The 20,974-nt window shown below is 48.0% G+C and carries 20 protein-coding genes and 3 pseudogenes; 21 read left to right on the top strand and 2 right to left on the bottom strand.

Annotated elements, in window-relative coordinates:
• Window positions 1-96: 96 nt before the first annotated feature.
• The 12 genes from GKO28_RS13135 to GKO28_RS22935 all read left to right on the top strand — a co-directional run bounded on the left by GKO28_RS13135 (window position 97) and on the right by GKO28_RS22935 (window position 8,889).
• Window positions 97-312, top strand: coding sequence for a hypothetical protein (locus tag GKO28_RS13135; RefSeq protein ID WP_203564144.1), 216 nt, complete (start codon window positions 97-99; stop codon window positions 310-312).
• 10 nt (window positions 313-322) lie between these two features.
• Entirely contained in the window at window positions 323-658 is a 336-nt protein-coding gene (locus GKO28_RS13140) for an NUDIX hydrolase (protein WP_203564145.1), read from the top strand.
• A gap of 61 nt (window positions 659-719) precedes the next feature.
• Entirely contained in the window at window positions 720-1,901 is a 1,182-nt protein-coding gene (locus GKO28_RS13145) for an FAD-dependent oxidoreductase (RefSeq protein WP_182076558.1), read from the top strand.
• A 53-nt stretch (window positions 1,902-1,954) separates the two neighbouring features.
• The gene (locus tag GKO28_RS13150; RefSeq protein WP_182076559.1) at window positions 1,955-4,105 is read left to right on the top strand and encodes an FAD-dependent oxidoreductase; all 2,151 of its coding nucleotides are present in this window, start codon (window positions 1,955-1,957) and stop codon (window positions 4,103-4,105) included.
• 59 nt (window positions 4,106-4,164) lie between these two features.
• Window positions 4,165-4,479, top strand: coding sequence for a hypothetical protein (locus tag GKO28_RS13155; protein WP_203564146.1), 315 nt, complete (start codon window positions 4,165-4,167; stop codon window positions 4,477-4,479).
• Entirely contained in the window at window positions 4,463-5,341 is an 879-nt protein-coding gene (locus GKO28_RS13160; RefSeq protein ID WP_203564147.1) for an ABC transporter substrate-binding protein, read from the top strand. Before GKO28_RS13155 ends, GKO28_RS13160 begins: the two co-directional genes overlap by 17 nt.
• Complete coding sequence (locus tag GKO28_RS13165; protein ID WP_203564148.1) at window positions 5,342-6,283, top strand: ABC transporter permease subunit; 942 nt, start codon at window positions 5,342-5,344, stop codon at window positions 6,281-6,283.
• Window positions 6,283-6,981, top strand: coding sequence for an ABC transporter permease (locus tag GKO28_RS13170; RefSeq protein WP_182076561.1), 699 nt, complete (start codon window positions 6,283-6,285; stop codon window positions 6,979-6,981). The genes GKO28_RS13165 and GKO28_RS13170 overlap by 1 nt, the downstream gene beginning before the upstream one ends.
• A gap of 1 nt (window position 6,982) precedes the next feature.
• Window positions 6,983-7,624: an ATP-binding cassette domain-containing protein gene (locus tag GKO28_RS13175; protein ID WP_182076562.1), complete on the top strand. Its 642-nt coding sequence runs from the start codon at window positions 6,983-6,985 to the stop codon at window positions 7,622-7,624.
• Window positions 7,617-8,225 carry a CDP-alcohol phosphatidyltransferase family protein gene (locus GKO28_RS13180; RefSeq protein ID WP_182076563.1) on the top strand — a complete coding sequence of 203 codons (609 nt, stop codon included), beginning with the start codon at window positions 7,617-7,619 and terminating at the stop codon, window positions 8,223-8,225. Before GKO28_RS13175 ends, GKO28_RS13180 begins: the two co-directional genes overlap by 8 nt.
• A gap of 57 nt (window positions 8,226-8,282) precedes the next feature.
• Window positions 8,283-8,741, top strand: coding sequence for a DUF3047 domain-containing protein (locus tag GKO28_RS13185; protein WP_203564149.1), 459 nt, complete (start codon window positions 8,283-8,285; stop codon window positions 8,739-8,741).
• Window positions 8,704-8,889: a DUF3047 domain-containing protein gene (locus GKO28_RS22935; RefSeq protein WP_182076565.1), complete on the top strand. Its 186-nt coding sequence runs from the start codon at window positions 8,704-8,706 to the stop codon at window positions 8,887-8,889. Before GKO28_RS13185 ends, GKO28_RS22935 begins: the two co-directional genes overlap by 38 nt.
• 211 nt (window positions 8,890-9,100) lie before the next feature.
• Here GKO28_RS22935 and GKO28_RS13195 read toward each other — a convergent pair whose 3' ends face one another.
• Window positions 9,101-9,745, bottom strand: a complete 645-nt coding sequence (locus GKO28_RS13195; RefSeq protein ID WP_182076566.1) for a TetR/AcrR family transcriptional regulator — start codon at window positions 9,743-9,745, stop codon at window positions 9,101-9,103.
• A 158-nt stretch (window positions 9,746-9,903) separates the two neighbouring features.
• On the opposite strand from GKO28_RS13195, the gene GKO28_RS13200 reads away from it, so the two are divergent.
• The 7 genes and pseudogenes from GKO28_RS13200 (at window position 9,904) to GKO28_RS13235 (ending at window position 16,979) form a co-directional block, all read left to right on the top strand.
• Window positions 9,904-10,752 carry an MBL fold metallo-hydrolase gene (locus tag GKO28_RS13200; RefSeq protein ID WP_203564150.1) on the top strand — a complete coding sequence of 283 codons (849 nt, stop codon included), beginning with the start codon at window positions 9,904-9,906 and terminating at the stop codon, window positions 10,750-10,752.
• Window positions 10,749-11,951, top strand: a complete 1,203-nt coding sequence (locus GKO28_RS13205) for an alkyl/aryl-sulfatase (RefSeq protein WP_203564151.1) — start codon at window positions 10,749-10,751, stop codon at window positions 11,949-11,951. Before GKO28_RS13200 ends, GKO28_RS13205 begins: the two co-directional genes overlap by 4 nt.
• A gap of 134 nt (window positions 11,952-12,085) precedes the next feature.
• Complete coding sequence (locus tag GKO28_RS13210; RefSeq protein ID WP_182076567.1) at window positions 12,086-13,261, top strand: OmpP1/FadL family transporter; 1,176 nt, start codon at window positions 12,086-12,088, stop codon at window positions 13,259-13,261.
• A gap of 28 nt (window positions 13,262-13,289) precedes the next feature.
• Window positions 13,290-14,039: pseudogene (locus GKO28_RS13220) on the top strand (IS3 family transposase); the annotation flags it as partial.
• 534 nt (window positions 14,040-14,573) lie between these two features.
• Window positions 14,574-15,954, top strand: a pseudogene (chrA, locus tag GKO28_RS22940) (chromate efflux transporter).
• Between the two features lie 202 nt (window positions 15,955-16,156).
• Window positions 16,157-16,417, top strand: a complete 261-nt coding sequence (locus GKO28_RS13230; RefSeq protein ID WP_182076571.1) for a hypothetical protein — start codon at window positions 16,157-16,159, stop codon at window positions 16,415-16,417.
• Entirely contained in the window at window positions 16,386-16,979 is a 594-nt protein-coding gene (locus GKO28_RS13235; protein WP_203564152.1) for a hypothetical protein, read from the top strand. The genes GKO28_RS13230 and GKO28_RS13235 overlap by 32 nt, the downstream gene beginning before the upstream one ends.
• Before the next feature lie 150 nt (window positions 16,980-17,129).
• Here the strand turns inward: GKO28_RS13235 and GKO28_RS13240 are convergent.
• Window positions 17,130-19,177 (bottom strand): annotated as a pseudogene (locus tag GKO28_RS13240) (M3 family metallopeptidase).
• A 253-nt stretch (window positions 19,178-19,430) separates the two neighbouring features.
• On the opposite strand from GKO28_RS13240, the gene GKO28_RS13245 reads away from it, so the two are divergent.
• Window positions 19,431-19,958, top strand: a complete 528-nt coding sequence (locus GKO28_RS13245; protein WP_182076572.1) for a gamma carbonic anhydrase family protein — start codon at window positions 19,431-19,433, stop codon at window positions 19,956-19,958.
• Window positions 19,959-20,088: 130 nt separating this feature from the next.
• Window positions 20,089-20,808, top strand: a complete 720-nt coding sequence (locus GKO28_RS13250; protein WP_203564153.1) for a hypothetical protein — start codon at window positions 20,089-20,091, stop codon at window positions 20,806-20,808.
• Window positions 20,809-20,974 lie beyond the last annotated feature (166 nt).

A 20,974-nucleotide genomic window follows, 5' to 3' on the forward strand; every position in this document is an offset into this window, starting at 1 on the left:
GATTCACTCAGAGACGCGAAATGGCACAGTGAGCGATGATCCTTTGATAAAGTGTTTTCAGCCCCTATCATATTGCGGATAATAAAGAGAATTAAATTGCCTCAATTTGCCAGCCCGAAATGGCTGGTTTTTTTATGGAAAAAAGCCTTGGAATTACTGACTACATTGATTCACCCCAGTGTCACTGCGATGGATGGACTTATCGTAAATCGCTATGCCGTGCGCGCAATTGTGCGTGATGGAGATGACATTTTGTTACTCTACACCCGCCGTTATAACGATTACAGCTTGCCCGGGTGGTGGCGTCGATGACGGTGAAGATTTGGCTGACGCTCTACGGCGCGAGCTACAGGAAGAAACGGGCGCGCAAGCCATTCAAATTACTCAAGAATATGGCTGTCTCGATGAATATCGCCCCAGTTTAAAGCCTGACCATGACGTACTTTATATGCGCTCTTTTATTTATATTTGCCAGATTTCACGTGAGCTGGGCGTCGCCAAAATGGAACATTACGAAATCAAAAATGGGATGGAAGCGCGTTGGGTTAATCTCGATCAGGCTATTGCGCATAACGAACAAGTGATTGCAAAACAAGAGAACAGTATGGGAATGTCGATTCAGCGTGAGACTTGGATTTTAAAATCCTTAAAGAACTAATTGCGTTTCAAGCATCGTTACCAGTAATTGGAAATGGCTCATCAATTTGCATCGGACTTGAATGAAAACCTTAATTTTATTAGGTGGCGGGCATGCGCATCTTGCGGTGCTGAAGCAATTAGAAGACGGCGTGCCAAATGGCTGGCGAGTTCAGTTATTGTCGCCGTCTCAGTATCAAACCTATTCGGGGATGTTGCCAGGTTGGATCTCTGGTCACTATGCGCTGAGTGAGTGTCAGATTGACTTACAGCTGCGATGTGAGCGTGCTGGTGTTGAATTTATTATTGATACCGCTATTGGTATTGATGCTGATCAGCGCTTTGTGACGCGGCCTAGCGGATTGCTACTTAAGTATGATTTATTGTCGATTGATATTGGCGGTGAATCGAAAGTTGGCGCATTCGCACGATCAGGAGATCAGCTGATTCCCATTCGTCCCCTTGATGAATTTATTCAAAAATGGACCGGCATTATTCGTGAGTCGGAACGAGGAAAGTCCTTGCGAATTGCCATCGTAGGCGGTGGTGCTGCGGGTGTTGAGTTGGCACTAGCTATGCAATACACGAAAAGAAAATTGAAATTACCAATGGAGATTGATTTTGTCTGTTCAAAAAAAGGGGTTTTACCCGGATTTGCAGCATCGGTTATTTGTCGTACGCAGCAAGCCATCGCTCGCAGCGGGTTAAAACAACACCAAGCAAAAGCCGAAGGCACAGGGGCAGGTTTAGTGCTGTCAAATGGAGCGGTCATTCATGCCGACTTTATTATCGCGGCGACAGGTATTCGAGCACCATATTTTTTGCGCAATTCCAAGTTAGCGCTCAATCAGCGTGGGTTTATTGCCCTCAATGCAGCGCAACAAAGCACGTCGCATTCGAATGTATTTGCCGCTGGAGACGTCGGGTCAAGACTGGCTGAACACGCCAAATCTGGCGTGCATGCCGTGCGAGCAGGGCCAGTTCTTGCGCAAAATTTAATTGGGGTGATGCGAGGCGAGTCGCCCAAGACACACTACAAACCGAAGAAAACAACGCTGTATTTACTGGCTACTGGCCCAAAACATGCCGTTGCCTCATGGGGCAATTTTAGTGCAGCGGGGCGATGGGTCTGGTACTGGAAACGCTGGATAGATCGAAACTTTGTTGCAAAAATATCGCTAGTTGACGCAATCAATCCCGTCTTAATTTATTCAACTGGCTACTTAACTGTAATAAAACGCAGAGTCATCCGACTATATCAGTAAGTAAAAGAGCCGCTACCTTGCGGTCTTTAGAAAAAATGACAGGCGCTTAACCATTGAATAAAAAAATACTGATTACCGTGCTGCTGATCTTTGTGGCTTTATTTTTTATCTTCGATTTGCAGCAATGGCTTTCGCTGGCGCAACTCAAGCAAAGCCAGGCGCAATTGAGTACATGGCAACAGCAATCTCCTTGGCTACTTGCGCTGGTTTTCTTTGCTATTTATATCTTTGTCACGGCACTTTCTTTACCGGGCGCTGCAATTCTGACTTTAGCTGCGGGGGCTATCTTTGGTTTGCTGGCAGGGACGGTGATGGTTTCTTTTGCGTCGTCCATTGGCGCTACCTTAGCATTTTTAACTTCACGCTATGTACTTCGAAATAGTGTTCAACAGCGTTTTAGTAAACAACTGACTGGAATTGATGAGGGTATGGCGCGTGATGGTGCGTTTTATCTGTTCACGCTAAGACTGGTGCCCGTTTTTCCCTTCTTTCTGATCAATTTATTGATGGGTTTAACCTCACTCAAAACGCGTACTTTTTATGGGGTCAGCCAAGTCGGCATGTTGGCGGGTACTATCGTTTATGTGAATGCAGGCACTCAGCTGGCTAAAATCGAATCACTCTCCGGTATTTTGTCACCAGCATTAATCATGTCATTCGTGTTGCTGGGTATTTTTCCTTTATTGGCGAAACGAATTGTTGCTCAGTTTCGGCGCCGTAAAGTGTACCAGCGCTGGACTAAACCCAAGCAGTTTGATCGCAATTTGATCGTGATTGGCGGTGGCGCAGCCGGTTTGGTGTCGGCCTATATTGCAGCAGCAGTTAAAGCCAAAGTGACGCTGATTGAAGCGCACAAAATGGGCGGCGACTGCCTCAACTATGGCTGCGTACCCAGCAAGGCACTCATCAGTAGCGCAAAGTTGGCGCACCAAATGCGCCATGCCAGCCACTATGGGCTCAAGGATACCCAGTCTTCATTTAGCTTTCGCAGCGTGATGGCGCGTGTGCAGGCTGTTATCCGTGCGGTTGAGCCACACGACAGTATCGAGCGTTATACCCAGTTAGGCGTGGATATCGTGCAAGGCTACGCCACTATGCAGGACCCATGGACGGTCTCAATTAAGTATCACGATGGTCGCGAGCAACGTTTAACCGCGCGCAGTATCATCATCGCCGCAGGTGCTGCGCCGATGGTGCCTGATTTGCCTGGCATCAATGAAACGGGCTACTTCACCAGCGATACACTCTGGGAAGCGTTTGCCCAAATGGATGAAATACCACGGCGCATGGTGATTTTAGGCGGCGGGCCCATTGGTTGTGAGCTGGCGCAAAGTTTTGCTAGGTTGGGCGCCGAGGTCAGTCAAATTGAACGTGGTGATCGCTTAATGCCGCGTGAAGATGCCGAAGTGTCTGAGTTTGTTGGTGAGCAACTTAGCCACAGCGGCGTGCAGGTCTTGACGGGATATACGGCACTGCGTTGCGAAGTGAATGCCGGACAAAAATGCTTGATTGTCCAAACACCAACTGGCGAACAAACCATTGCGTTTGACGCGTTGATTTGTGCCGTAGGCCGTCAAGCAAGGCTGACAGGTTATGGCTTAGAGTCGCTTGGGATTGAAACTGCGCGTACCGTGGTAACGAATGATTATTTAGAAACGCTATACCCCAATATTTTTGCCGCCGGCGATGTGGCTGGCCCTTATCAATTTACCCATACCGCCTCGCATCAAGCATGGTACGCCAGTGTGAATGCACTATTTGGGCAGTTTAAGCGCTTTAAAGTGGATTACAGCGTGATTCCATGGTGTACCTTTATCGATCCTGAGGTCGCCCGAGTTGGCTTATGCGAGCAGGAGGCTAAAGCCGCTGATATTAAATATGAAGTCGCTCGTTTTGAAATTGACGATCTCGATCGGGCGATTGCCGATGGTGCGGCAAAGGGCTTTATCAAAGTACTCACGGTCCCCGGTAAAGACACCATTTTGGGCGTCACCATTGTGGGGGCTCATGCCGGTGAATTACTCGCCGAATATGTGTTGGCAATGAAGCATGGGCTTGGCCTTAATAAAATCTTGGGCACGATTCATACCTATCCCACCATGGCCGAAGCGAATAAATATGTCGCAGGAGAATGGAAGCGCGCCCATGCGCCAGTGAAGCTGCTGCGCTGGGTTGAAAAATATCATCGCTGGATGCGTGCTTAGTTTTCGAAACGACTTCAAATCATTCAAATCAATTATCGCTCAACAGGATCACGTAAAAAATGCAGAAATTCTTGCCGACTTTCATCGCTGTATGCCTTAGCACCACCGTGATGGCCAATACCGATTGGCAAAAGATCGAAGCTGATGCTAGAGGACAAACAGTTTACTTTAACGCATGGGGCGGTGGTGAAAACATCAATGCGTATATCGATTGGGCTGCCGTGCAAGCTAAAAAAAAGTATGGAGTGACTGTTAAGCATGTCAAAGTCACTGATACGTCTGACGTCATTAAGCGCATTAAGACCGAAGTGGCTGCGGGTCGTACCACCAATGGTTCGGTGGATTTGTTGTGGGTCAATGGTGAAAAACTTTAAAGCGCTTAAACAAAGCCAATTACTGTTCGGGCCATGGGCAGAAAGCCTGCCAAATTGGCGCTATGTGGATTTAAACCAGCCTGTTCGTGTTGATTTTTCTGAGCCAACGGATGGTCTTGAGATGCCGTGGGGAACTGCTCAGCTTACCTTTATTGCCAATCAAGCCAACGTCAAAAATCCGCCACGATCAGCACAAGCGTTACTGGCTTTTGCTAAAGCCAACGCCGGACAAGTGAGCTATCCAAAACCACCTGATTTTCACGGTACGACTTTTTTGAAGCAATTATTGCTAGAGCTAACGCCCGATGCCAAAGCATTACAGCAACCCGTTAGTCCTGAGTCATTCACTAAAGCTAGCGCACCGCTTTGGGCCTATCTGGATCAACTCCATCCGGTACTCTGGCGTAAAGGCAGTAGTTTTCCAAAAAGTGCTGCTGATATGCACCGGATGCTGGCCGATGGTGAGCTCAAACTGTCACTCACGTTTAATCCGAATGAAGCCGCCAATCTGATTGCAACGCAGCAACTACCAACAACGGCGTATAGCTTTGGCTTTAGCAAGGGCACGATTGGCAATGTGCATTTCCTTGCGATTCCTAGTAATGCAAAAGCCAAAGCCGGCGCCCAAGTTTTCGCCAACTTTTTACTCTCGCCTGAAGCACAAGCTAAAAAAGCTGATTTAACTGTGTGGGGGGATCCAAGCGTGTTGGCGCTGAAGAAGATTCCAGCACAGTATCGTCAATCGATGCAGATGACCGCCCCTGGTGCGCTGAACGAAAAAATACCGACGTTGGCTGAGCCCCATTCAAGCTGGGTTGCGGCAATTGAGGCCGAATGGCTAAAGCGCTACGGTGCCAAATAAATGCGCTTTGGGTCGCCCATGATGGTGGCAAGATGGGCGAGAAAAGGTAGCTCTTTGCTTGCCATCGGCTTGATCAGCATCGTATTCCTGCCTGTCATTCCAGGCTTAGTTCGGATGGGGTTTGATTTTTTTCAAACCAATCATTGGCTCGCCATTTGGCAAGATACACAAACGATCCCTGCCTTGCTGGCGACACTCGTTTCCACATTGCTAAGCTGGGTATTAGCTTGTACGCTTTGTTTATCAATTGCTATGGAGAAATACCCATCAAATGCTTGGCGTTCTATTGTAAAGCGCTTGCCAATTTTACTGGCTATGCCGCATGCCGCATTTGCCATTGGTTTTGCATTTTTATTTGCTCCAGCAGGTTGGCTAGCTCGGGCTATTGCGCCTTTGATGGCATGGGATAGTCCCCCTGATTGGCTCTCCGTGCAAGACCCTTATGGCATGAGTCTTGGCATTGCTCTCGCGATTAAAGAGAGCTTTTTCTTGCTCTGGGTCATGATGAATTTATTGGGAGAGCGACACATTGCCCAGCAAATCACTGTGGCGCGTAGCATGGGCTATCAGCGGCAACAGATCTGGCGCAGTATCATTTTGCCGCAAATATTGCCAAAAATGATGTGGCCTTTTGCGGCCGTACTGGCCTACAGTCTGTCCGTGGTCGATATGGCACTGATTTTAGGGCCAACGACGCCGCCGACTTTTGCAGTATTGGCATGGCAATGGCTATCCGATCCCGATCCACAGCGGCAAGCTCAGGGTGGTGTTGCAGCACTTATTTTGCTCTTGGTTTTGCTGATTTTGGGGGGCTTGCTTCGCGGCATTGCTTGGGTATATCAACGGTCTGTGATGGATTTTAATGGCGTACGCCGCTCCAACCGCGTCTCTATAATGTCTCTTGGCTGTATCAACTCTGTGTATGGATTAGCTTTGGCCTGATGATACTGCTGGTTGTTTGGTCCTTGGCGCAGAGCTGGTTTTTCCCTGCTTTATGGCCTGAGCAATTCAGTATAAAAGCGTGGTTGAATGCCGACTTTACACCGTTCAAGACATCACTCTGGCTGGGATTTTCGACGAGTTTGATCGCTTTAGTGATGGTGCTGATATGGTTGGAGTGGGGGCCGCAGCGCAATAATGCTTGGCTCTACGCACCTTTGATCTTGCCGGTGATTCCGCTGTCTGCAGCGCAGTATTTTGCGCTATTGGTTTTGCATTTAGACGGCACAGTGCTGGGCTTGATTTGGAGCCATCTGCTCTGGGTTGTACCTTACGTTTTGCTCAGTTTGGTCGGTGCGTATCGCCAATTTGATTCACGACTGATGTTAACGGCACAAACCTTGGGTTACTCACGCTGGCAAGCCTGCCTGTGTATGAAGTGGCCACTGTTAATGCGTCCGATTTTGGCCGCCTTTGCCTTGGGATTTGCGGTGAGTATTGCGCAGTATTTACCCACCCTATTTGCAGGTGCTGGCCGGTTTAGTACGGTTACGACTGAAGCGATAGCGCTCAGTAGCGGTGGCAATCGTCGCACCATGGCCATTCAAGCGGTTTTACTGATGCTATTACCGATGCTGGCGTTTGCACTGGCCGCAATAGTGAGCCACTGGCAGGCGAAGCATCGCCGAGGATTACGTTAAAGTGTTAGAAATTAAATCGCTCAGCATCCAGCAGAGCAATCAAGCTTTGATCACCGTACTGAATGCGCAGATTGCGCAAGGAGAAGTACTCACCCTCATGGGTGCTTCAGGCTCGGGGAAATCGACCGTATTACACTGGATGATTGGGGCGCTCGATCCGGTTTTTACTGCGACTGGTGAGCTGACGCTTAACGGACAACGAGTCGATCAAATCCCAACAGAGCAGCGCCGAATTGGGATTTTATTTCAAGACGATTTACTCTTTGCCCATTTAAGTGTGGGGCAAAATTTAGCCTTCGCGCTACCAAGTGAGATCAAGGGTAAGTCACAGCGTCGCCAAGCGATTGAGGCGCAATTAGCTCAAATTGGTTTGCAGGACTTTTATGATCGCGACCCCGCAACCCTCTCTGGAGGGCAACGTGCAAGGGTGAGTGTTTTACGAACATTGCTCGCACAACCACACGCTTTATTGCTAGACGAACCATTTGGCAAGCTGGATGCGGTACTGCGTGAGCAATTTCGTGCTTTTGTTTTTGACCGAGTGAAGGCTTTAGCGATTCCAACCCTGCTCGTTACGCACGACATGGCCGATATTCCGCCCCAAGGACGAGTGCTGCAGATCGAGGGTTTTCAGCATGCTTGATCGAAAAGTCCTCCATTTACTGGCCCCCACCATCCACAGTATCGCGCTTCGTTTACTGGCGCTGGGCTTAAAAGCCGACCATATCACTTGGATTGGTTTTATTGTGGGTGTGAGTAGTGTGCCGATGATTGTATTTGGGCAGATGGAATGGGCCTTGGCATTGATTCTACTTAATCGAATTGCCGATGGCATTGATGGTGCGATGGCAAGGGCAAGTCAGCCGACTGATCGAGGCGCATTTTTAGATATTACGCTTGATTTCCTATTTTACTCGGCTGTGCCTTTGGCTTTTGCCTTGGCGAATCCTGCGGAAAACGCGCTGGCCGCCGCGATTTTGATTTACAGCTTTGTCGGTACGGGATGTAGCTTTTTAGCCTTTGCCATCTTGGCTGAGAAGCGCGGTTTAAGTAGCGCCATTTATCCTCGTAAGGGATTTTATTACTTGGGTGGTTTAGCCGAAGCGACTGAAACCATCTTGGTTTTTGTGCTGATGTGCCTGATGCCACATTGGTTTGCCATGCTGGCTTTGGGCTTTGCTGCCCTTTGTATCATCACGACGGTCACGCGCATCGCTGCGGCCTACCAAGTTTTTAATAAATAGACAGAGATACGCTAAATGAAAAAATCCCCCATTTTTGCATTGAGTGCCTGCTTTTTAATGAGCGCTTTTCCGTTAAAAGCAGCCAGCATTCCCGTCGGACAATTTTCGCAAGGGCAACTGGCTGGTTGGGAAGACAAGTCATTCAAAGGCAGTACGCAATACCAATTGATGCGTGACGGTCAAACGCAAGTCTTAGTCGCCAACGTAGCCGGTGGCGCATCGGGTAAATTCAAAAAAGTTAAAATCGATTTAAATCGCACCCCTTATCTGAATTGGCGCTGGAAAGTAGACCAAGCGTGGCTTGGTTTAAACGAAAAAACCAAAGCGGGTGATGATTATCCCGCTCGCCTGTATGTAGTCGTGGAGCGTGGTTTGTTGGGTATTTCCTCTAAAACAGTCAATTACGTATGGGCTAGTCAACAGCCGGTTGGTAGTCTCTGGCCGAATGCGTTTACCTCACAAGCGGCATTAATCGCAGTTGAGAGCGGCAATCAAAACACCCAGCAAATGGCGTAACTACAAGCGCAATGTAAAAGCGGATTTAAAACAGGCATTTGGTGAGGATTTTACGCAGATTGATATCGTCGCCCTGATGAGCGATGGCGACAACAGCCAACAATCAGGACGCGCCTATTTTGGGGATATTTGGTTTACCGCAGATTAAATTTCTCGATGGGATCTGAACGATTTATTGTCATCAATCTTATGTTTCGTTTAGGCGTTTTGCTTCAGCTTTGCATGTCCGCCATGGTCGATGTGTCAATGTTGAACGAATGAGAGGCCGCTGACCATCAGGCGGCCTTAATTCAATTCTGGGGCATGCCAATGCTGTTTTGTCTTTACGGGCATGAATCGGAGCTTTCTAATTAAAGCATTTATTTCGAATGAATTTGGCTTGCTCCGATATCGTTAAGGCAGAGTGAAATCACCATTTTTTTTATGCGCTCAAAACTAACTACTCTAGTTTGGCATGAGCCATAAAGCACAATCGCGCCTTCGGCAATCATGGCCAGTAAATGTACCCATTCACGTAAGCTATCTATCTGTGCGGCAGGCTGGTTTTGTGCAATCAGCATCGCAGCTCGTTCAATGGTTACATCATAGAAGTCATCGACCATCTTGCGAATCGATTCATCATGTTGTGCCATCGCCCAAAGTTCGCGAAATGTTCTTGCGGTTGACTCGGTAATCGCATCGTCTAGCAACCATTCAACGAGCTTATCCAAACCCATCGTTAAATTTTTATCCGCGATATTCATTTCTTTTTCAAAATTAAGTAGGTATTCGTCCAGCATATTCGAGATCAACGCTTGAATAAGTTCGTTTTTGCTGGGGAAGTGGTATGACAAATTGCCAGGAGAAATGCCGGCCGCTTCGGCAACACGGCGGGTGGTGAAACTAGCATAGCCATGCTCAATGAGCACTTGCCGCGCACTGCTGAGAATATTGTCAATCGTGGCTAAGGAAACAGGCTTTTGGGGGCGAATATTACGCGCAATAACGGGTTTTTCTTTTGTCATAAATACCTCTGTTGCAGTGTAATAGTACAAATAAAAGTTAGTGCGGTTGTACTAATATGCACAAATTAGTGCAAACAACCTAATTTAAACACGTAATACTTTTCCATCACAGTGTGTTTTTGATGGTTGGTATTTCTAACGCGACCGAGGTCAATATCATGCGTATCAAAACTCTGACATTACTTGTATCACTCACCTTAATGAGCAGTATTAGCTCGATGAGCTTTGCAGCCGGTGGCGGTGGTTCGGCCGAAACGGACCCTGCGGCACTGCAAGGCAAGCATTTTGATCCAAAAGGTAAGCCACCATCGCAATATACAATTGATAAGCAAAATGTTCAGCGGGCTACTTTACCGTTTGAAGACCAAAGAGATTTTGAAGAGTCAAAAAAGGGTTTTATTGCTGCGCCGACCTATACCACGATCAAAGGGGATGATGGTGTTGTCGCGTGGAATATCGGTAGTTATGACTATCTGCTTAAAGGCAAAGACTACGACAGCATCCACCCTTCTTTACAGCGCCAAGCTCAGCTGAATATGGCTTATGGTCTGTATGAAGTTGTGCCGGGCAAAATTTATCAAATCCGTGGTTTTGACTTGGCCAATATGACCATCATTAAAGGTGATACGGGCTGGATTTTATTTGATGTATTGACTTCAAAAGAGACGGCGCGAGCAGCCCTGGCCTTTGCCAATGAACAACTCGGCTATCGTCCTGTGGTGGCGGTCGTTCTATCGCATTCGCATGGTGACCACTTTGGTGGTATTCGCGGTGTGGTGAATGAAGAAGACGTGAAAAGCGGCAAAGTGCCTGTGATTGCGCCAGAAGGTTTTATGGAGCATGCCGTTTCAGAAAATATTTACGCCGGTAACGCAATGACGCGTCGGATGCAGCTCACTTACGGTACTTTGCTGCCGCGTAATCCTCATGGCCACGTCGACCAAGCGATTGGGAAAAACATCTCATCGGGTGAGATTGGTCTGATTGAAAACCAAACCGTACCGTGAGCAAAGACATTGAAGAAATCACCATTGACGGTGTGAAAATGGTATTCCAGAACACGCCAGGCACCGAAGCGCCTGCTGAGATGAATACGTATTTCCCACAATTTAATGCATTTTGGGCGGCGGAAAACGTAACTGGCACCGTTCACAACATTTACACCCTACGCGGCGCTTTGGTGCGTGATGCATTGTTATGGTCCAAAAATATTAACAACGCGCTGTACTTGTTTGGCGATAACACCGAAGTGATGTTTTCTTCGCATAGTTGGCCACGTTGGGGCAATGAGCGCGTGAAAGAGGTTCTGCGCACGCAGCGTGATATTTACGCCAACTTGAATAATGACGTACTACATCATGCTAACAAAGGTGTAACGATTAACGAAATTCACAATGTGTACAAGCCACCACAATCATTGCAAAGCAATTGGGCGGCACATTCTTACCATGGTTCTGAAGAACACAATAGCCGCGCCGTGTTGAATCGTTACTTAGGTTATTGGGATGCCAATCCAGCCACGCTGATGCCACTATCACCACGCGATTCTGCGCCGCTGTATGTCGAAATGATGGGCGGCAGCAAGAAGATTCTTGCCAAAGGTCGCGAGCTGAATCAACAAGGCAAATACCTTGAAGCCGTTGAGATTCTCAATAAATTGACGTTGGCCGAGCCCAAAAACACCGCCGCGAAAGATCTTTTGGCTGATGTGTATGAGCAACTGGGTTATCAGAAAGAAAGCGTGGCTTTACGTAACAGCTTTTTGGCCAGTGCGTATGAATTGCGTCATGGCATTCCAGAAGGCGCTTCACCGAAGGCAGGTAGTCCCGATATGGTGCGTGCAATGAGTACCGAATTGATGCTGGATTATTTGGGTATTGCAATGAACAGCACCAAAGCAGCCGGCATGAAATTCAAAATTAATCTGATCACGCCAGATAATGGCGAAAAGTTTGTGCTTGAGATGAGTAATTCGACGCTGACCAATATCAAGGGCTACACCGCTAAAGACGCCGATTTGACGGTAACTGCAAACCGCGCTGATTTGGAAATGATCATGACAGGTCAATCAACATTTGAAAAATTAGCACAATCTGGGAAAGTGAAGCTCGATGGTAATAAAGCGGTGCTCGGTCAATTGATGAGCACGCAAGAAAAATTCGACCCACGTTTCGAAATTTTGCCGGGTACAAAGAAAACACATTGATGGTGATTTCGCGATAAAACTGCTGCATCGCCAGCCATATCTCAAGCCGAGGTGTGGCTGGTGATTGCAGAGCGATACATTTAGACCGCTGATTTGTCAGCTGTGCGCGCATTTCTTTAAATTCAGGTAGTTCAATGAAATTCAAATCCATGCTGCTGATTACAGCACTATGTTCAGCGCCAAGCTGGGCGGGCGGACTTTATCTTTATGAAGTTGGCACCGAGGATGTGGGTCTAGCTGGTGCTGGCATGGCCGCACGAGCACAAGATCCATCGGTGATGGTGGCCAATCCGGCAGGGCTGGCCATGATGAAAGGTGACCAGCTCACGTTGGGCGCTCAAGCACTGTACGGCGATGTGCCATACACAGTGAATAATGGTAACAACGCCGACAACGTCATCGGTTGGTTCCCAGGAATGAGCGCATTTTATAGCCATGCCGTAAACGATCAGGTCACGGTCGGCCTCGGTGTCTATGGCAATTATGGGCTGGCGCTAGATTTTGGGGATTGGGGGATCGCAGGCCCTAAAGGGAATTATGTTGGCAGTGCGGCGATCAAAAATGGCGCAACGATGGCGGTCACAATCCAACCTAGCATGGCGTACCGGATTAACGATGAGTGGTCTGTGGGTGGGAGCATTGGTATCAATTACGGCTACGCTTCGTTAACGCGCGATACTTTATTTGGGTCGGAAGAGAAAACGTCGAGTGATGATTGGGCGCTAAATGCAAAATTGGGCGTTCTCTACCAATTGGACGAATCGACCCGTTTGGGCTTGGCCTACACTAGCGCAACACAATATAACTTTGATTTGAATCCGACGGTACTTGGCCAGCAAGCCTTAGTTGCACAAGAAGTGAATGCGCCGCAGCAAATTATGTTGAGTGCGTTTCATCAGCTCACGCCACGTTGGGCGGTGATGGGTAATCTAGGCTGGCAAGATTGGAGTGCCTACAACGATAACAAAAACAATGGTAATGAAGTCTCTCAGCAATTTAAAGACACCTGGCATGCCGCACTCGGTGTGCAATACCAATACAGTGAGAAACTCAGATTAAATACGGGCATTGCCTACGACAGCAGCTTTTACAAGGATAGTCAAAATGCCTCGCTCACTTTGCCTTCAGGACAAGCATGGCGGTTTGGTATCGGCGCTCAGTATCAATTGGACAAGAAAAACAGCCTAGGTATCGCATTTGAATACATGGATATTGGCGCAGCCTCGGTCAATCATCTTGGTCCGCTCAGTGGTCAATACAATGATTCAAAAATGTACTTTTTAACTGCGAATTTTAGTACTCAATTTTAGCGCTCTGAACGTGATACTTCATATTCTGCTGTTTTTGCAACAAGAGGGACACACCGTCAACCGAAAACGCGTGCAACGATTGATGCGCATATTGGGTTTGGTGGCGATGGTGCCGAGTCCCAATACCAGCAAAAAGCATCCGCAAGATAAGGTGTTTCCTTATTTGTTACTGGGTATGGACATAATTCGGCCGAACCAAGTCTAGAGTACCGACATCACCTAGGTGCGGCTGGCGCATGGTTTTGTGTACCTGGTTGCGATCATTGATTGGTACCGTCGCAGGGTGCTGGCCTGGCAGTTGTCGAACACGATGGACGTTGGCTTTTGCATGGATTGTTTGGCATCCGCCTTGAGTGAATATGGCGCGTCGGAGATCTTTAATACCGCTCAAGGTTCGCAATTCACCAGCGATCAATGGACGCATAAATTGCAAGAAAACGGTGTAAAAATCAGCATGGATGGTCGAGGCCGCGCGCTGGATAATATCTTCGTCGAACGACAGTGGCGCAGCGTGAAATACGAGGATATTTACCCTAAAAGTTACGCGAAAATGCCGGGGCGATTACTGGGGCTGGCTGAGTATTTTGTGTTTTACAACGGTGAACAGTTTCACCAATCGCTGGACTACAAAACGCCGAATGAAGTGTATGAAACTGGCATCGGCTGCGGAGCCAAAATCGCGGATTATTTTGGTGACAAAACAGTAGAGAAACAGGAGTCTTTAAGCGAAGAAATGGGGCAGCGTCAATCCGCTGTAGCAGAGGCGATACCCTCTTAAATTAGATGCATATTTGTCTGGACTCTGGGGTCCACTTTAGTTGCAATTAAACGCGAGGGCGACTCAATATGGGGCCTTCGATTGCGATCAAATTCGCTTTGGCAAGCAATGTCGGCCTGAGATAACTGACCTTGTCCAATAAAACCAGAGTGTAACGTCGGTTGGTTTTTCCATAATTAATAAGGGTATTGCCACCAATCCTTTGATAAAAATAGGATTGGTGGCAATACCCTTTATTTTTTATTATTTCGTTTAAACTTGCTGAATATCGTCGTTCAGCGGCTTACGAAATGTTGTAATCTTTGCATGTAAAGCAGTACGGTTATTCTTGCACAACCCACGTGCCACACTGTGGCAGGGGGGATTAGCATGCTGCAGTGAGCGTGCACTCATTCGTTCTGGCGCAGCAGGCATGCGTTGACGACTAGGTCTAAAAGCAAAATGTGCATCACAGAAACGACTTAACAATCCATTAATCCCGCTGCCAGTGCCGTGTTGGATGGCCTGTGGCAGGGTTTTGAATCCGGAAATCGCATGCATCAACATGAAGTCCCTACCGCTGTATCCACTGAACAGCCACCCCCGCCGGTGAGTTTTTGGCAGGCGTTTTGGTTTTGGTTAAAACTCGGCTTGATTAGTTTTGGCGGGCCTGCTGGGCAAATTGCCATCATGCATCAAGAGCTGGTTGAGCGGCGGGCGTTGGATTTCAGATCGGCGTTTTTTGCACGCGCTGAACTATTGCATGGTGTTGCCCGGCCCCGAGGCGCAACAATTGGCGACGTATATCGGTTGGTTACTGCATTCAACGCGAGGGGGTATTGCTGCTGGGGTGTTATTTGTACTGCCTTCGCTGGTAATACTGATTGTATTATCGTGGCTCTATATTGCGTTTGGCGATGTGCCGCTGGTGGCGGGCTTGTTCTACGGGATTAAGCCGGCGGTAACGGCGATTGTGCTGCAAGCGGCGCACCGCATTGGCTCACGCGCGCTGAAAAACCATCTGTTGTGGGGTATTGCGGGCGCGTCGTTTGTGGCGATTTTTGCTTTGAATGTGCCGTTTCCATTGATTGTCTTGGTGGCGGCCGTGGTTGGCTATGTCGGCGGCCAAATAGCGCCAGACAAATTCAAAGCTGGTGGCGGCCATGGCAAGGGCGCTCAGTCTTACGGCGCGGCATTGATTGACGACCATACCCCAAAACGCCGGCACACGCGATGTTTAGCTGGGCCCGACTGCTTAAAATTATCGTTATCGGTGCACTGCTGTGGCTAGTGCCAATGGGCTTATTGATGGCGTATTTCGGCTGGCAACACACCTTCACGCAAATGGCATGGTTCTTTACCAAGGCTGCGCTGCTGACGTTTGGCGGGGCGTATGCGGTGCTGCCGTATGTGTATCAAGGCGCGGTGATGGATTACCAATGGCTGACGCCAACGCAAATGATCGATGGTTTGGCGCTAGGCGAAACCACGCCCGGCCCGTTGATTATGGTGGTGGCTTTTGTTGGCTTTATCGGCGGCTATACCCAAGCGCTGTTTGGACCCGAATCGGTGTTTTTAGCCGGTGCGCTCGCCGCTTGTTTGGTGACATGGTTTACTTTTTTACCGTCATTTTTGTTTATTTTTGCTGGCGGCCCGTTGATTGAAACCACCCACAATGATTTGAATTTTACCGCGCCCTTAACGGCGATTACCGCCGCTGTGGTTGGGGTGATTGTGAATCTGGCGCTGTTTTTTTGGCTACCACGTGTGGTGGCCAAGCGGCTTTGCTGGCGGCATTTTGAATTCTGTCGATTGGCTTGCGGTATTGATCTCCAGCGCCGCGGCCATTGCTTTATTTAAATACAAAAGCAATGTGATCCATGTTATTGCCGCCAGTGCGCTGCTGGGTTTAATACTAAAAACCGGCTTGCAGTGAATCGCTAGGGCAGGGGGGGGTAAGCAGCCAAGCCATAAGCTTGCCGCGCGGCAACGGCTGGGTTTTTTGGATTTTTCAGACATCGTTAGTTTGTATTTAAGCTTTAGTCATTAAATAGACATGTATGTTTCAGCTAAAACCATGCAAAATAGCAAGGTAAAGTGTTTATACGGTTTATATCTTTTTATTGATGGAGATTTTGATGACTAAATCCGCAAATCCAGTGCCAGCGAGCGAGAAAGAGCCAAAAAATGCCGTAGAAAGCCCAGCAACACCAGCGCCTGCCGCAGCGCCAACGACCGCGCCAAAAGCCAGCACCAGTACCGCACGTAAACCGACCACGCGCCGCGCACGAACTGCGCCAGCAAAAAAAAAAAACGGAGACAACCGTCGCAGCGCAAGCGAGCACGATTGCATCGCCAGCGCCAAGTGTGGCCAAAGCCAGCCCCGCGGCGGCGACTAAAACCGTAGCGGCGACGAAAACCGTAGCGGCGACGAAAACCGTAGCGGCGACGAAAACCGTTGCGCGCAAGCCTGCTGTCACTAAAACTGCCGCAAGTAAAACCGCCGCAGCCAAGCCTAGCGCAGCCAAATCTAATAGCGCCAAAGCCGATACAGTAAAAGCCAGCTCGGTCGTCGACGTGCCCATGGCCAAAGTGAGTAGCAAACGCAAAGCGGCGGCCTCAGTCGATGATCTAGAAACCTTGGCCACGCATTTACTCAGCGAGCAATCGAGCGCCGCACCACAGGCCAAAATGGGTAAAAAACTAGATAAAGCCAGCCAGTTGCCAGCTAAAAAATCAGCAAAAAAAGCCAAATTGATTCGCGATAGTTTTACCTTCCCCGAGTCCGACTACGCCTTGATTGCCGCATTAAAGCAGCGGGTGATCGGTGCCGGTCTTGAAGTGAAAAAAAGCGAATTGATTCGTGCTGGCTTAAATGCCTTAAGCGCCTTGGCTGATGAAGAGCTGCATAAAATGTTGCAGCAGCTAGAAAAAATCAAAACCGGCCGCCCCGCTAAATAAAGGTATTGCGTTTAAGGTTTTGAAATATATAGCTTCTAGAGCAATACCCAATAAAAAAGCGAAACCTCCGTTTCGCTTTTTTGTGTGCATCGACTTTCCGCCTTATCCCAGCAAGCTTCGCAAGAATAATTGCGAGGCCGCTGGATCGACTTATTCAGTTAAACCATTGTGGCGTAGCAGCGCATCAATCGCTGGTGCGCGGCCACGGAAGGCGGCGAATGATTCAGCCGCAGGGCGTGAGCCACCGACGGCTAAAATTTCTTTACGGAAACGTGCGCCAACGTCAGCGTTGACCACGCTGGCACCGGTTTGGTCGGCGGCTTCTTCAAATGCGGCGTAGGCATCAGCGCTGAGTACTTCGGCCCACTTGTAGCTGTAATACCCTGCGGCATAACCGCCAGCAAAAATATGGCTAAACGATTGCGGGAAGCGGTTGTATTCCGGTGGCAATGGCAGCGCCAATTCTTGCTGCACCGCTTGGGCAAAGGCGCTTAAATCGCCAGCTGAAACCGCTTCGGATTTTTGATGCAAAGCCATATCAAAAATCGAGAAATACAATTGGCGTTGCAAGCCTGAGCCGCTATGGAAGTTTTTCGCTGCCAACATTTTATCGAACAATGGGCGAGGTATCGCTTCGCCGGTATCGGTGTGATGCGTCAGCGCTGGTAATACCTGCCATTCCCAGCAGAAGTTCTCCATAAACTGGCTTGGTAATTCCACTGCGTCCCATTCCACACCGCTAATGCCAGAGACTTCCAGCTCGTCCACTTCAGTCAGCAAATGATGCAGCGCATGGCCCATTTCGTGGAACAAGGTAATCACATCGTCGTGCGGCAACATCGCATCTTTGCCATCCACGCCGCTGGCGAAGTTGCACACAATCAGCGCCACTGGCGTTTGCACGGTGCCGTCCGCGCGCAATTTACGGCCGCGTACATCATTCATCCACGCACCGCCTTGTTTGCCTTCGCGGGCATGCAAATCCATATACAGACCACCGACCAAACTGCCGTCGTTGTTTTTGAGATCAAAGTAGCGTACATCGGTATGCCACACAGGGGCTTGGCTCGCCACGAACTGCAGGCCATACAGCTCAGAAATCAATTTAAATAAGCCAGTTAATACCGTTGGCTCGGTGAAGTATTGTTTTACTTCTTGCTCGCTAAACGAGTATTTTTCTTCGCGCAGGCGCTCAGACACCAAGGCCACATCCCAAGCTTGCAGCTTTTCAATGCCAAATTCAGAGAGGGCAAAGTTTTTCGAGCTCGGCGCGATCAGCCAGCATAAAGGGCTTGGCACGTTGCGCCAAATCGCTTAAAAAGTCGATGACTTGCTGTGGGCTATCGGCCATTTTGGTGACCAGTGATTCTTCGCCAAAATTCTTAAAGCCCAATAATGTCGCCGCTTCTTGGCGTAGCGCCAAGATTTCTGGAATCAATTTACCGTTATCCCATTCGGCTTTGCCAAATTCCGAAGCGCGGGTGGAGTACGCTTTATACAGTTGCTCACGTAATTCGCGATTTTGCACGTATTGCATTACCGGCATATACGAAGGCATTTTTAGCGTGATTTTGTAACCTTCTTTTTCATCTGCCTTGGCCGCAGCTGCCGCAGCCGATAGATTGTCTGCAGGCAAGCCAGTCAGTTCTTCCGCAGTGACATACAGCGCAAAATCATCGGTGGCATCGAGCACGTTTTGCGAGAATTTAGTCGTGAGTTCCGAGAGTTTTTCTTCGATATCTTTAAAGCGATCTTTTTTGCTCAGTTGGTAATTGAGCACCCGACAACACAAAGCCGCGAATCGCATCATCAATCACCGTTTTGCGCGTTGAATTCAAGCCATCGTATTCGCGCTCTTTCACCGCTTTGTAGAGTGCGAATAGCTTTTCGTTTTGGCCGATTTCGGTAAAGAAGTTCGAAATCCGTGGAATATTGGCGTTATACACTTCGCGCAATTCAGGTGAATTGACCACCGATTCCAAATGCGCCACCACCCCCCAAGCGCGGCCTAGGTTTTCGAGCGGCGCCTCTAAAACACTCAAACTATCCCAACTCGCATCGCTAATTTGCTCCGCTTGGGCAATCGCCGCCGCTGCAGTTGCTAGCAAAATATCCAGCGCCGGATTCACGTGTTCAGGTTTAACTTCGCTGTAGCGCGGTAAATCGGCAAAATCGAGTAGGGGATTGGCTTGGGTCATGGTCGGTCTCGGGTAGAATGGCTTTAATTGAAAGTTTGTAAAAAGCTTTTTACCACCGAGGCACAGAGGCACAGAGAAAACCAATTTAAGGGTGAGGCGTTTGGTTAAAAATCATTCCCCAGACACCTGAACCTGCATCTTACGTTTTTCCTCTGTGTCTTTGTGCCTCGGTGGTGGGTTTTTAATGTGCTTGCAGATCGCAAGTTTGATCATTATTAAATGGGCGTGAGTCGCCTTAATTCAAGGAGCAACAATGTCGATTGAACAATTTGACGGTATCCACCCAGAAATCGGTGCCGGTGCTTGGGTACACGCGCAAGCGAGTGTGATTGGTGAAGTCAAACTTGGTGACAACGTCTCGATCTGGCCGGGCGCGGTGCTGCGCGGCGATGTGAACCATATCCACGTTGGCAAAGACAGCAATGTGCAAGACAACAGCGTGCTACACACCACCCACAAACGCCCTGATGATCCACTTGGCGCACCACTAATGATCGGCGAGCGCGTCACCATCGGCCACGGCGTGATGCTGCACGGCTGCACCATCGGCAATGAATGCCTGATCGGCATGGGCACAATTGTGCTCGACCGCGTTGTGATTGAAGACCACGTCATGATTGGTGCTGGCTCGCTGGTGCCACCGAATAAAGTATTGCGTTCGGGGTATTTGTATATGGGGCGGCCGGTGAAAGAAGTGCGGGAATTAAGCGCCGATGAAATTAAGCATTTTGCTTATTCGGCAGCGCATTATGTGAGGTTGATGGGGAAGTATGTGGGGTAAACTAATTTTTATCTAATCAGTAACTGTATATATTTTCAGTACTTACTGATAGTACATTGTGTAGGCGATATAAATTATTCAGAGTCTCTACGTTTGATGATGATTTTAAAATTATGAAGAGGCTTTAAGGATGGAGTTATTCAAACCACAGGATTTATTGTCACTTTCAAGTGGTGATACGGTTACAAAAAGAAATTTATTTGACTTGATTCAATTTTCAAAAATTGAGTCTTCATCATATTGGGCCGGTTCTGAGTTCTCAATTGGTAATACACCACAACAAGGTATTAATTGGATTGGTAAATTACCTGAGGTTAAGGCTGTTGTAATTAAAACAAGGGTAGGATCTTATAAGGATGATGGCTGGATTAATGAGGGTAAAACAATCTATCATTATTCGTTTAAAGCTAGAAATGAACGTATTTCTTATAAAGAAAAAGCAAATGACGTTTTAATTAAACAGCCTCAGTATCTTTATCCAATAATGTTATTTACTGAGTCAAAGTCTGGTTGGGTTTTTGAAGGTGAATTTTTTGTTTCCGAAATTCATGAAGCTTATGTGGTGCTACACAGAGGTTCGGTATTTAATGAAGAGTCTGTATTTTCTCAGGACGAGGTTCAATACCAAGAGGGAGAACGTCGATATGTTACTCATCTTATGGCCGAGCGAAGTAAGAGCGTAGTCACAGCAGTGAAAAGCACAAAGGATTGGATATGTGAAATATGCGAAGTGGATTTTAATGAGCGATATGGCTTTCCTTACATTGAGGCTCATCATAAGATACCTATTTCAACATATTCAAAAAAATTATTCTATAAGTGCTCCAGATTTAGCTCTTCTTTGTCCTAATTGTCATAAAGCGGTTCATATATATATATGAAAAAACATGAATTTAATTATGAAGAAATTAAAAAAATTTTGGTATTTAATAAATTATGATTAGCACTGTAGGTACGATTAGCGAAGCGTAATCGTACGCATGTATTCATTCCTCCGATTTCGCTTTGCTCTATCG

The organism is Deefgea sp. CFH1-16 (assembly GCF_016881365.1).
In the GTDB taxonomy this organism is placed as follows: domain Bacteria; phylum Pseudomonadota; class Gammaproteobacteria; order Burkholderiales; family Chitinibacteraceae; genus Deefgea.

Bases quoted from the DNA above. Each gene is read 5' to 3' on its own strand.
- GKO28_RS13145 (WP_182076558.1), top strand. From the start codon at position 720: ATGAAAACCTTAATTTTATTAGGTGGCGGGCATGCGCATCTTGCGGTG.
- GKO28_RS13155 (WP_203564146.1), top strand. From the start codon at position 4,165: ATGCAGAAATTCTTGCCGACTTTCATCGCTGTATGCCTTAGCACCACC.
- GKO28_RS13160 (WP_203564147.1), top strand. From the start codon at position 4,463: ATGGTGAAAAACTTTAAAGCGCTTAAACAAAGCCAATTACTGTTCGGG.
- GKO28_RS13165 (WP_203564148.1), top strand. From the start codon at position 5,342: ATGCGCTTTGGGTCGCCCATGATGGTGGCAAGATGGGCGAGAAAAGGT.
- GKO28_RS13170 (WP_182076561.1), top strand. From the start codon at position 6,283: ATGATACTGCTGGTTGTTTGGTCCTTGGCGCAGAGCTGGTTTTTCCCT.
- GKO28_RS13180 (WP_182076563.1), top strand. From the start codon at position 7,617: ATGCTTGATCGAAAAGTCCTCCATTTACTGGCCCCCACCATCCACAGT.
- GKO28_RS13185 (WP_203564149.1), top strand. From the start codon at position 8,283: ATGAGCGCTTTTCCGTTAAAAGCAGCCAGCATTCCCGTCGGACAATTT.
- GKO28_RS13195 (WP_182076566.1), bottom strand. From the start codon at position 9,745: ATGACAAAAGAAAAACCCGTTATTGCGCGTAATATTCGCCCCCAAAAG.
- GKO28_RS13200 (WP_203564150.1), top strand. From the start codon at position 9,904: ATGCGTATCAAAACTCTGACATTACTTGTATCACTCACCTTAATGAGC.
- GKO28_RS13210 (WP_182076567.1), top strand. From the start codon at position 12,086: ATGAAATTCAAATCCATGCTGCTGATTACAGCACTATGTTCAGCGCCA.
- GKO28_RS13230 (WP_182076571.1), top strand. From the start codon at position 16,157: ATGACTAAATCCGCAAATCCAGTGCCAGCGAGCGAGAAAGAGCCAAAA.
- GKO28_RS13245 (WP_182076572.1), top strand. From the start codon at position 19,431: ATGTCGATTGAACAATTTGACGGTATCCACCCAGAAATCGGTGCCGGT.
- GKO28_RS13250 (WP_203564153.1), top strand. From the start codon at position 20,089: ATGGAGTTATTCAAACCACAGGATTTATTGTCACTTTCAAGTGGTGAT.